Origin of the sequence: Neisseria sp. Marseille-Q1983, from assembly GCF_018224585.1 — a bacterium.
GTDB lineage: Bacteria > Pseudomonadota > Gammaproteobacteria > Burkholderiales > Neisseriaceae > Neisseria > Neisseria polysaccharea.
In genome coordinates this window covers 1-12,656 of sequence record NZ_JAGTUI010000039.1, presented here as the reverse complement: position 1 = coordinate 12,656, position 12,656 = coordinate 1, and the positions used below count along the sequence as shown (strand labels likewise).

Sequence of the window (12,656 nt, the reverse complement as noted above, 5' to 3'; positions counted from 1 at the left end):
GACCGGAGTCGCCACCCGTGCCTGCGTTGTCTTTCGGCGGTTCTGAAACGCTTGGTTGACCGGAGTCGCTACCCGTGCCTGCGTTGTCTTTCGGTGATTCTGAAACGCTTGGTTGAGCCGACATAGATGAACCGGAACCGCCACCCGCGCACGCTGTTAGCCCCATAGAGGCAATAGCAGCAATAACAAGTTTATTCATTACTGATTGAGATACTTTCATTTAGACTCCCCCAAACTTTGTTAAAAAACTTAAGCTTTAAGTCTGGGAATTCTACCCCCCCCCCCCGCGAAATTTTTAAAGAATTTTTGCAATATTTAACACAATAGCCTTCGGATTTAACTCGTTCTATTCGATGCATAATTTGGCGGTACGAAGATATGGAACGCTTATCGGGCTTATATCCACACGCCTCAAAATGACGAAAACGCTTGTTTTTGCCTTAATCGAACAAAGAAAAACCGCAAGCTCAAGGCTTGCGGTTTTTTATTGAATAAACGCACCAAAGATTATTCATCCGTTACTTGGGTTTCAGCAGTCTCCTGCTCCACCTCTTGCCATTGTTGATGACGGCTGCGGTGGTAAGTCAAACCGGTACCAGCAGGAATCAAGCGACCGACGATGACGTTTTCTTTCAGACCACGCAACTCGTCTTGTTTGCCCATGATGGCGGCTTCGGTCAGAACGCGGGTCGTTTCTTGGAACGATGCAGCAGAAATGAAGCTGTCGGTGGACAGGGAAGCTTTGGTAATACCCAGCAATACGTTTTCGTAACGCGCCGGTTCTTTGCCTTCTTCCAACGCTTTTTCATTGGCAGCCATCACATCGCCGCGTTCGACCTGCTCTCCGGTAATGAACCCGGTTTCTCCGGCATCCGCAATGTTCACACGGCGCAACATTTGACGGATGATGACTTCGATGTGTTTATCGGAAATCTTCACACCTTGCAGACGGTAAACCTCTTGCACTTCTTGAACGATATAACGCGCCAGTGCTTCGATACCTTGCAAACGCAGAATATCATGCGGATCAACAGCTCCGTCCACGATGGTTTCACCGCGGTTTACCACTTGACCGTCGTGTACCAGAATTTGTTTCTCTTTGGAAATCAGTGTTTCGTAGGCTACACCGTCCACGTCGGTAATAATCAGACGTTGTTTGCCTTTGGTCTCCTTACCGAAGGAAACGGTACCGGTAATTTCCGCCAGCATACCAGCATCTTTCGGCACGCGTGCTTCAAACAACTCGGCAACGCGCGGCAGACCACCGGTAATGTCGCGGGTTTTGGAAGAGGCTTGCGGGATACGCGCCAATACGTCGCCTTTACCGATTTCCTGACCTTCGCGTACGGTAATCACCGCACCAACGGGGAATGCCATCGAAACCGGAGTGGACGTACCGGGAATACAGATTTCCACGCCGTTTTCATCCAACAATTTTACAGTCGGACGCAGCAGTTTGGATGCACTGCTGGAGCGGCGTTTGCCGTCAATCACTACCAAAGTGGACAAACCGGTTACATCATCGGTTTGTTTGGCAACGGTAACGCCCTCTTCCACATTTTCGAATTTCACCATACCTGCGTGCTCGGTGATCATCGGACGGGTATGCGGATCCCAGGTTGCCAACGTTTGACCGGCTTTAATGGCCATACCGTCTTGTACCAGCAGGATGGCACCGTAAGGTACTTTGTGGCGTTCACGTTCACGGCCAATATCGTCGTGAATCACAACTTCGCAAGAGCGGCCAATGACAACCAATTCGCCTTTGTTGTTGGCAACATAACGCATCTGGCTGCTGAACCGTGCCGTACCGTTGGATTTGGCTTCCACTTGGCTGGCTGCTGCCGCACGGGATGCCGCACCACCGATGTGGAACGTACGCATAGTCAGCTGGGTACCCGGTTCGCCGATAGACTGAGCGGCAATCACGCCGACTGCCTCGCCGGCATTGACCAGTTTGCCGCGCGCCAAGTCTCGGCCGTAACAGTGCGCGCACAAACCGTGACGGGTTTTACAAGTAATCGGAGTACGGACTTTGACTTCATCGACACCGGATTGGTCAATCAAATCCACCAGTTTTTCAGTCAACAACGTACCGGCTTCAACCAAGGTTTCGCCACTTGACGGATCGACAACGTCAGACGCGGTAACACGACCCAAAATACGATCGCGCAATGCTTCAATCACATCACCGCCTTGTACCACTGCCTTCATGACAAAGCCGTCTGAAGTGCCACAATCGTCTTCAACAACGACCAAATCTTGAGTTACGTCTACCAGACGACGGGTCAGGTAACCGGAGTTCGCGGTTTTCAACGCGGTATCCGCCAAACCCTTACGCGCACCGTGGGTCGCAATAAAGTATTGCAATACGGTCAGACCTTCGCGGAAGTTTGAGGTAATCGGCGTTTCAATAATCGATCCGTCAGGTTTCGCCATCAAACCGCGCATACCGGATAACTGTTTAATCTGAGCCGCAGAACCACGGGCACCGGAGTCCGCCATCATATAAATGGAGTTGAATGACTCTTGATCAACTTCGTTGCCGTCACGGTCGATAACTTTTTGTTTGGACAAGTTATCCATCATCGCTTTAGCGATTTTATCGCCGGCACGACCCCAAATATCCACCACTTTGTTGTAGCGTTCGCCGTTAGTTACCAAACCTTGACGGTATTGGTCTTCGATTTCTTTAACCTCGGCATTGGCTTCAGCCAGCAAGGCCGCTTTTTCTTTCGGAATTTCCATATCGTCAACGGCAATGGAAATACCGCCTTTTGCCGCAAAACCGAAACCGGTGTACATCAGGTGGTCGGCGAAGATAACCGTATCACGCAAGCCGCACAGGCGGAACGATGCGTTAATCAGCTTGGAAATTTCTTTTTTCTTCAATGCCTTGTTGACATATTCAAACGGCAGACCTTTCGGCAGAATTTCGCTCAACAATGCACGGCCGACGGTTGTTTCGTAACGGTTAACGACAGGCTCAAACTCACCTGCTTCGTTTTTCACCCATTCGCGCAGACGTACGGTAATTTTCGTACCCAGTTCAACCTGTTTGGTATGGTATGCACGATGCACTTCTTTCACATCGGCAAACAGGCTGCCTTCGCCTTTGGCATTGATACGGTCGCGGGTCATGTAATACAGACCCAATACGATATCTTGGGAAGGTACAATAATCGGTTCGCCGTTGGCAGGAGACAATACGTTGTTTGAAGCCAGCATCAGCGTGCGTGCTTCCATTTGTGCTTCCAAGCTCAATGGAACGTGTACCGCCATTTGGTCGCCGTCAAAGTCGGCGTTGAACGCGGCACACACCAATGGGTGCAACTGAATCGCTTTACCTTCAATCAAGATAGGTTCAAACGCTTGAATACCCAAACGGTGCAGGGTCGGCGCACGGTTCAGCATAATCGGATGTTCGCGGATGACTTCTTCCAAGATGTCCCATACTTCCGGTACTTCTTGCTCTACCAATTTTTTCGCTGCTTTAACGGTAGAGGCCAAACCTTGTTTTTCCAATTTGTGGAAAATGAACGGTTTGAACAGTTCCAAAGCCATTTTCTTCGGCAGACCGCATTGGTGCAGGCGCAGGTATGGACCTACGGTAATCACGGAACGGCCGGAGTAGTCCACACGTTTACCCAGCAGGTTTTGACGGAAGCGGCCGCCTTTACCTTTAATCATATCTGCCAATGATTTCAGCGGACGTTTGTTGGCACCGGTCATGGCTTTACCGCGACGGCCGTTATCTAACAGAGAGTCAACCGCTTCTTGCAACATACGTTTTTCGTTGCGGACGATGATGTCAGGCGCATGCAGTTCCAACAGACGTTTCAGACGGTTGTTACGGTTGATAACGCGGCGGTACAAATCATTCAAATCGGAAGTGGCAAAACGACCACCATCCAATGGAACCAACGGACGCAAATCAGGCGGCAATACCGGCAGCACATCCATAATCATCCATTCCAGTTTCATACCGGAACGGTGGAAGGCTTCCAATACTTTCAAACGTTTGGCGATTTTTTTGATTTTGGTGTCAGAACCGGTAGATTCCAGCTCTTGACGCAGGATTTCGATTTCACCTGCTACATTCAAGGTACGCAGCAATTCGCGGATACCTTCCGCACCCATTTTGGCATCGAAATCGTCGCCGTATTCGTCCAGCTTGTTGTAGTAATCGTCTTCAGTCAGCAATTGACGACGTTGCAACGGAGTCATGCCGGGATCGGTTACCACAAATGCTTCAAAGTACAATACGCGTTCGATGTCGCGCAAAGTCATGTCCAGTACCATACCCAAGCGGGAAGGCAGGGATTTCAAGAACCAAATATGGGCAACGGGTGCTGCCAATTCAATGTGGCCCATGCGTTCGCGGCGCACTTTGGACAGAGTCACTTCTACGCCACATTTTTCACAGGTTACGCCTTTAAATTTCAAGCGTTTGTATTTACCGCACAAACATTCATAGTCTTTGACCGGGCCAAAGATTTTGGCGCAGAACAAACCGTCGCGCTCAGGTTTGAACGTACGGTAGTTGATGGTTTCAGGTTTTTTAACTTCGCCGTAAGACCATGAGCGGATGGTTTCGGGAGAGGCAATACCGATTTTGATGGCATCAAACTCTTCTTCCATGCCGGCAGTTTGCAACGGATTAAATAAGTTCAACAAATTCATTTTTGCTCCTTGAAGGAAGTATTTTTACCGCATGGCGGATGATTCGATATGGATAGAGGTACAGCGTTTTCAGACGGCATTTCGTTTTTAAACATTGTCGGCTGCCCCGCATACCTGCAGAACAGCTCCCCTTATGCCGTCTGAAACCCGTATCAGTAGCGTTCCAAATCGATATCCAAGCCCAGTGAGCGAATCTCTTTAACCAATACGTTGAAGGATTCAGGCATACCGGCATCGATTTTGTGTTCACCTTTGACGATGTTTTCGTACATTTTGGTACGACCGTTCACGTCGTCAGACTTCACAGTCAACATCTCTTGCAGCGTGTAGGCTGCGCCGTATGCTTCCAGTGCCCAAACCTCCATCTCACCGAAACGTTGGCCACCGAACTGAGCTTTACCGCCCAGAGGCTGTTGAGTAACCAGACTGTATGGACCGGTAGAACGCGCGTGCATTTTTTCGTCAACCAAGTGGTGCAGTTTCAGATAGTGCATCACACCTACTGTTACCTTGCGGTCAAACGGTTCGCCAGAGCGTCCGTCATACAGCGTGATTTGGGTTTTGCTGTCGTTAAAGCCCAATTTTTCAACTTCAGGATCATCGCTCGGATAAGCCAAATTCAGCATTTCGCGGATTTCAGACTCTTTCGCACCGTCAAACACCGGCGATGCGAAAGATGCGCCTTTACGCAGGTTGGAAGCCAATTCGATGATTTCTTCATCTGTCAGGCTGTCCAAATCTTCTTTCTTACCGCTACCGTTGTAGAGTTTGTTCAAGAATTCACGCAGCTCGCTGGCTTTGCGTTGCTCTTTCAGCATACGGTCGATGCGTTCACCGATACCTTTTGCCGCCCAACCCAAGTGAACTTCCAAAATCTGACCGATGTTCATACGGGAAGGTACGCCCAACGGATTCAGTACGATGTCTACCGGACGGCCGTCAGCCATATACGGCATGTCTTCCACAGGCAGAATGCGCGATACCACGCCTTTATTACCGTGGCGGCCCGCCATTTTGTCACCGGCTTGCAGACGGCGTTTGATGGCGATAAATACTTTCACCATTTTTTGTACGCCCGGTTGCAGCTCGTCGCCTTGGGTCAGTTTTTTCTTCTTGATCTCATACAACTCATCCGCTTCTTCGCGTTTTTGTTGCAGGCTCACTTTAATCAGTTCCAACTGCTTGGCCAAATCTTCATCGGTCAGACGGATATCGAACCAATCGTGCCTGCTCGGCAGACCCGCCAGATATTCGGTAGTGATTTCGCTGCCTTTAGCCAGCTTCATCGGACCACCATTGGCTTTCTGACCGACAATCATACGTTCGATACGGTCGAATGCGTCGTTGTCGAAAATACGCAATTGGTCGTTCAAATCCAAACGGTAGCGTTTCAATTCGGAATCGATAATGGATTGGGCACGTTTGTCGCGTTGGATGCCTTCGCGGGTAAAGACTTGAACGTCGATAACCGTACCGCTCATACCGGTAGGCATACGCAATGAAGTATCTTTTACGTCAGACGCTTTTTCGCCGAAGATGGCACGCAGCAGTTTTTCTTCCGGCGTCAGCTGGGTTTCGCCTTTAGGCGTTACTTTGCCTACCAACACATCGCCGGCTTCTACTTCCGCACCAATATAAACGATACCGGATTCGTCCAAACGGTTTTGCATACGTTCGGACAAGTTCGGAATATCTCGGGTAATGTCTTCCGCACCCAGCTTGGTATCGCGGGCAACGACATTCAATTCCTCAATGTGAATCGAAGTATAGCGGTCGTCCGCAGCCACTTTTTCGGAAATCAGAATCGAGTCTTCGTAGTTGTAACCGTTCCACGGCATGAAGGCGATGGTCATATTTTGACCCAAAGCCAATTCGCCCAAATCGGTGGACGCGCCGTCGGCCACCAAATCGCCGCGTTGCAACACATCGCCGACTTTAACGGCCGGACGTTGGTTGATGTTGGTAGATTGGTTGGAACGGGTGAATTTAACCAAGTTGTAAATATCGACACCCACTTCACCGGCAGTCGCTTCGTCGTCATGGACACGGATCACAACGCGGTTGGCATCGACATACTCGACCACGCCGCCTCGGCGGGCAACGATTGCAGTAGCAGAGTCAACGGCAACGGAACGCTCGATACCGGTACCGACCATCGGTTTTTCAGGACGCAGGCAAGGCACTGCCTGACGTTGCATGTTGGCACCCATCAATGCGCGGTTCGCGTCATCATGTTCCAAGAACGGAATCAGGGATGCCGCAACGGATACCACCTGACCGGTTGCCACGTCCATATATTGGACGCGGTCGGGCGTTGCCATAATGGTTTCACCTTTTTCACGACAGGTAACCAAATCGCCAATCAGATTGCCATCTGAATCCAAATCGGCATTCGCCTGTGCAATCACATAGCGACCTTCTTCGATGGCAGACAAGTAATCGATTTCCTCGGTTACTTTGCCGTCGATAACGCGGCGGTAAGGCGTTTCCAAGAAACCGTAATCATTGGTGCGCGCATAAACGGACAGTGAGTTGATCAAACCGATGTTCGGACCCTCAGGTGTTTCAATCGGACATACGCGACCGTAGTGGGTCGGATGCACGTCTCGCACCTCAAAGCCTGCACGTTCGCGGGTCAAACCGCCCGGGCCCAATGCAGATACACGGCGTTTATGGGTTACTTCAGACAATGGGTTGGTCTGATCCATAAATTGGCTCAATTGACTGGAACCGAAGAATTCTTTAATCGCGGCAGAAACAGGTTTCGCATTAATCAAGTCATGCGGCATCAAGTTTTCGGATTCCGCCTGATTCAAACGCTCTTTAACGGCGCGTTCCACACGGGCCAAACCGCTGCGGAATTGGTTTTCAGTCAACTCACCTACGGAACGAACACGACGGTTGCCCAAGTGGTCGATATCGTCCACTTCGCCGTGACCGTTACGCAACTCGACCAAAGTCGCAATCGAGGCAACAATATCTTCGACGCTCAGGACATAACCGCCTTTTTCGGCAGCACCGGCAAACGTTTCGTTCAGCAGGCGGCCGTACCAAGAGTTTTGTTGGGCTTCGGACAGTTTTTGTTCGTATGTGCGCGTATTAAATTTCATACGGCCTACGCGGGACAAATCGTAGCTGTCTTCACTGAAGAACAAGCGGTTAAACAATTGCTCGACCGCCTCTTCGGTGGGCGGTTCGCCCGGACGCATCATACGGTAAATCGCAACACGCGCCGCCTGCCGGCCGGCAGTCTCATCCGTACGCAAGGTATTGGAGATATAAGCACCCTGATCCAACTCATTGATGTAAAGGGTCGTAATTTCTTTTACGCCGTTAATATCAAATTTGGCCAACAACTCTTCTGTAATTTCATCATTGGCAGAAGCCAATACCTCGCCGGTTTCCGAATCAATCAGATCGGCAGCCAATGCCTTGCCCAGCAGGCTTTCCGGTTCTACATCCAAACGGGTCAAGCCTGCATTGGTAATATCACGGATATTTTTCGCAGTAATGCGCTTACCTTTGGCAACCAATACATTGCCTTCTTTATCCAAGATATCGACCTTGGCAGTTTCTCCTTTCAGGCGGCCTGCAATCAGATCAGTTTGAACACCGTTTGAAGACAAATAGAAAGTTTCTTTATCGTAGAAAATATCCAAAATTTGTTCATTGTTGTAGCCTAAAGCTTTCAACAAAATCGTAACCGGCATTTTACGGCGACGGTCGATACGGAAATACAGCAAATCTTTTGGATCAAATTCGAAATCTAACCATGAACCACGGTAAGGAATAATACGAGCAGAGAACAACAACTTACCGGAAGAATGTGTTTTACCACGGTCATGCTCAAAGAACACGCCAGGAGAACGATGCAGCTGGGAAACAATCACGCGCTCAGTACCATTGATAACAAAAGAGCCGCTTGGCGTCATCAATGGGATTTCGCCCATATACACTTCGTTTTCACGAACTTCTTTTACTGTCGGTTTAGATGCTTCCTTATCCAAAATCACCAAACGGATACGGGCACGCAATGGAGCCGCATAAGTAATGCCGCGCAATTGACATTCAGGAATATCGAACAAAGGCTCGCCCAATGTGTAATGCACAAACTCCAATCGCGCATAACCATTATGGCTCACAATCGGGAAAATAGAATTAAATGCCGCTTGCAGACCGTCATCGGTACGTTTGTCAAAAGCATTTTCCAGTTGCAAAAATTTCGCATAAGAATCAATTTGGGTTGCCAGCAGGAAAGGGACTTCCAAAACATTTTCCCGCTTTGCAAAACTCTTACGGATACGTTTTTTCTCGGTAAACGAATAGTTCATACACACTCCGAAAAGTAATTTTCAATAATAGGCCGTCTGAAAACAACGGTACGCATCAATCTGATATTTACATTTATTTGCAATGATTTGATAAAAACTATGCAAATAAATGTAAACAATACTTAATGCTTATTTTAAGAAGCGAAATAAGGCTGGCAGAAAACTGCCAGCCTTCATAAGAAGCATCAAATTATTTGATTTCGACTTTAGCGCCGGCTTCTTCCAGTTGTTTTTGGATGTCTTCGGCTTCAGCTTTAGAAACACCCTCTTTAATGGTTTTAGGTGCACCGTCAACGATGTCTTTAGCTTCTTTCAGCCCCAAACCGGTAATTGCACGGACAACTTTAATCACGCCGACTTTTTGATCGCCGGCAGAAGCCAACACTACATCGAATTCGGTTTTTTCTTCAGCAGCGGCAGCACCGGCACCAGCAGGACCTGCAACCGCAACAGCAGCAGCAGAAACACCAAATTTTTCTTCAAAAACTTTAACTAAGTCGTTCAATTCCATTACGGTCAGAGAACCAACGGCTTCCAAAATGTCTTCTTTAGTAATAGCCATGCTATTTATACTCCAAATATTGTATTAAAAAATAATTGATTAAATGAAACAAAATCGATTAAGCGGCTTCTTCGCCGGCTTTTTTCTCTGCCAAAGCAGCCAAACCACGCGCAAGACCTGATACAGGAGCTTGCATAACGAACAACAGTTTGGACAACAGCTCTTCGCGGCTCGGAATAGAAGCCAACTCAGCAACCTGAGCAGCATTCATTACTTCGCCATTGTAAGAACCGGCTTTAACGACAATTTTGTCATCTTTTTTCGCGAATTGGTGCAACACTTTAGCAGCAGCAACAGCATCTTCAGAAGCAGCGTAAACCAACGGACCAACCATTTGATTGGCCAATTCTGCAAATGAAGTACCTTGCACTGCACGACGAGCCAAAGTATTTTTCAGAACACGCAAATAAACGCCTTCTTTACGTGCATTCGCACGAAGCTCAGTCATGCTGGAAACACTGATACCGCGATATTCAGCGACTACGAGGGTTTGAGCGTTAGCAATTGCTGCGCTAATTTCCTCTACAGCCACTTTCTTGGTTTCAATATTGAGACTCAAGGTCTACCTCCCACTGTTTATAAACAGGATACCGAAATGATATCCCACCAGCGCGGTAACCTAAAAAGACATCTTACAAGCAATCTTGCAATGTGTTTCAGGACTACCGTCTGCGTAGGGCAGTTACGATTAAATCTTACGATCCCTACGGTCTTGGACATCTACTTAATTTTAAGTAGCCCAAATTCAGGCAATCCAAAAAACCAGATCACCTGAAAATTTCTTAGTTATTCACACTTGCAGTATCAACGCGAACGCCCAAACCCATAGTGCTGGATACAGCAACTTTTTTCAGGTACTGACCTTTAGCAGCAGCAGGTTTGGCTTTAACGATAGCATCCAACAACGCATTGAAGTTTTCTTTCAAGTCAACTTCGGCGAAAGAAGCACGACCGATAGTTGCATGAACGATACCGGCTTTATCTGTACGGTATTGTACTTGACCTGCTTTTGCATTTTTAACTGCTTCAGCAACGTTAGGAGTAACCGTACCTACTTTAGGGTTTGGCATCAGACCACGAGGACCCAAGATGGTACCCAATTGACCAACGATACGCATTGCATCAGGAGAAGCAATAACAACGTCAAAGTTCAGATTACCGGCTTTGATTTCAGCTGCCAAATCTTCAAAACCGACAATATCTGCACCAGCTTCTTTAGCAGCATCTGCATTTGCACCTTGAGTAAATACAGCCACACGGGTTGTCTTACCGGTACCTTTAGGCAAAACGACCGAACCACGGATAACTTGGTCAGATTTACGAGGGTCAACACCCAAGTTGAAAGATACATCAACAGATTCGTCAAATTTAGCAGTGGCAGCTTTTTTAACCAAGGCAATTGCTTCGTCGATTGCGTACAGTTTGTTAGCCTCAACAGAAGAGCGCAGAGCTTTCAAGCGTTTAGATACTTTAGCCATTATACAACACCCTCCACATCCAAGCCCATTGAGCGAGCAGAACCTGCTATAGTACGAACAGCCGCATCCAAGTCGGCAGCAGTCAAATCAGGCTCTTTAGTTTTAGCAATTTCTTCCAACTGGGCACGGGTCAATTTACCCACTTTATTGGTCAAAGGATTAGAACTGCCTTTTTGCAAACCGGCAGCTTTTTTCAACAAGATAGAAGCTGGCGGAGTTTTCATCACAAATGTGAACGATTTATCTGCAAATGCAGTAATCACAACCGGAATCGGCAAACCAGGCTCCATACCTTGGGTTGCAGCATTAAATGCCTTACAAAATTCCATAATATTCAAACCGCGCTGACCCAAAGCGGGACCAACCGGAGGAGATGGATTGGCTTTACCTGCAGGAATTTGCAGTTTAATATAGCCGATAATTTTCTTTGCCACTTAACGGACTCCTAAAAACGGGTAAGACGCGGAACCATTTCCGCTCCCCAAGTTAATCTTTGATTTTATCCTCTTATTGCTTTTTTTTCAAGTATAAAAATCAGTTAATCTTTTCAACCTGGCCAAACTCCAGCTCAACGGGTGTTTCTCTACCAAATATCTGAACAGACACGCGTAACTTATTCCGTTCATAATTGACCTCCTCAACCACCCCGTTAAAATCCGCAAACGGCCCTTCATTTACACGAACCTGTTGACCGACCTCAAATTCAACTTTTGGTTTCGGCTTCTCTATGCCGGTCTGAACCTGCTGTAAAATAATTTCAGCCTCTCTCTGACTAATCGGCGTGGGTCTATTAGCCCTCCCTCCAATAAAACCGGAAACACGGGGAGTGCTTTTTACAAGATGCCAAGAGTCATCTGTCATTTCCATCTCAACTAGCACATAACCAGGATATGACTTTCTTTCACTAATAGTCTTACGACCATTGCGGATATCAACAACTTTCTCTACAGGCACCAGAATTTGTCCGAAATAATCTCCCATCTCCTCACGGGCAATTCGCTCTTCCAATATTCGTTGGACATTCTTCTCAAACCCCGAATACGCCTGTACAACATACCATTTTTTCGACATCTCAACCTTCCCTTCTCAGCAATACATCAAAAAATAACCACGAAATTGCTGTATCTGCCGCATAGATAAATATAGAAAGCACAGCAACAAACACTATAACAAATACAGTCATTCTGACAGCATCTTCACGCTTAGGCCAAACCACCTTTTTGAATTCGGACCAAGAATTTGAGAAATATGCAAAAAAACCTTCCTTACCGGAATTAGATGCAGATTCTTTATCCTGAACAACCAGTTGATCCACTTTAACGTTCTTTTTTTCAGGCGTATGTTCTGTCATATTATTTACCCATCATAGCATCTGTCTATTCTCAATCCATGTAAATGGCAAGAGAGTTTACTAAATAACAAATACAAAAAAATTAACCGGCACAAGGCCGGTTAATTTTTTATTTGGCAGGCCAAGAGGGTCTCGAACCCCCAACCCTCGGTTTTGGAGACCGATACTCTACCAATTGAGCTATTGGCCTCTAAACTTAAGCGATAACAGAAGAAACCACGCCGGCACCCACGGTACGGCCGCCTTCGCGA

8 protein-coding genes, 1 tRNA gene and 1 pseudogene are annotated in these 12,656 nt (G+C 47.5%); all 10 read right to left on the bottom strand.

The annotated features are described in order from the left end of the window. Positions 1-220 (bottom strand): annotated as a pseudogene (locus KEM39_RS08910) (hypothetical protein); the annotation flags it as partial. Positions 221-507: 287 nt separating this feature from the next. Next, entirely contained in the window at positions 508-4,683 is a 4,176-nt protein-coding gene (gene rpoC / locus KEM39_RS08905) for a DNA-directed RNA polymerase subunit beta' (protein ID WP_118997351.1), read from the bottom strand. Between the two features lie 152 nt (positions 4,684-4,835). Next, positions 4,836-9,014 carry a DNA-directed RNA polymerase subunit beta gene (gene rpoB, locus KEM39_RS08900; protein WP_025457606.1) on the bottom strand — a complete coding sequence of 1,393 codons (4,179 nt, stop codon included), beginning with the start codon at positions 9,012-9,014 and terminating at the stop codon, positions 4,836-4,838. Between the two features lie 190 nt (positions 9,015-9,204). Beyond that, the gene (gene rplL, locus KEM39_RS08895; RefSeq protein WP_118997350.1) at positions 9,205-9,576 is read right to left on the bottom strand and encodes a 50S ribosomal protein L7/L12; all 372 of its coding nucleotides are present in this window, start codon (positions 9,574-9,576) and stop codon (positions 9,205-9,207) included. A 58-nt stretch (positions 9,577-9,634) separates the two neighbouring features. Next, entirely contained in the window at positions 9,635-10,135 is a 501-nt protein-coding gene (rplJ, locus tag KEM39_RS08890) for a 50S ribosomal protein L10 (RefSeq protein WP_025457607.1), read from the bottom strand. 223 nt (positions 10,136-10,358) lie between these two features. Then, entirely contained in the window at positions 10,359-11,054 is a 696-nt protein-coding gene (rplA, locus tag KEM39_RS08885; protein WP_025457608.1) for a 50S ribosomal protein L1, read from the bottom strand. Next, positions 11,054-11,488: a 50S ribosomal protein L11 gene (gene rplK / locus KEM39_RS08880; RefSeq protein ID WP_002220151.1), complete on the bottom strand. Its 435-nt coding sequence runs from the start codon at positions 11,486-11,488 to the stop codon at positions 11,054-11,056. Before rplK ends, rplA begins: the two co-directional genes overlap by 1 nt. A 100-nt stretch (positions 11,489-11,588) precedes the next feature. Beyond that, positions 11,589-12,125, bottom strand: coding sequence for a transcription termination/antitermination protein NusG (gene nusG / locus KEM39_RS08875; protein ID WP_118997349.1), 537 nt, complete (start codon positions 12,123-12,125; stop codon positions 11,589-11,591). 1 nt (position 12,126) lies between these two features. Beyond that, complete coding sequence (gene secE / locus KEM39_RS08870; RefSeq protein WP_002215367.1) at positions 12,127-12,405, bottom strand: preprotein translocase subunit SecE; 279 nt, start codon at positions 12,403-12,405, stop codon at positions 12,127-12,129. Between the two features lie 114 nt (positions 12,406-12,519). After that, positions 12,520-12,595 (bottom strand) — tRNA-Trp (locus tag KEM39_RS08865). Between the last annotated feature and the right edge of the window lie 61 nt (positions 12,596-12,656).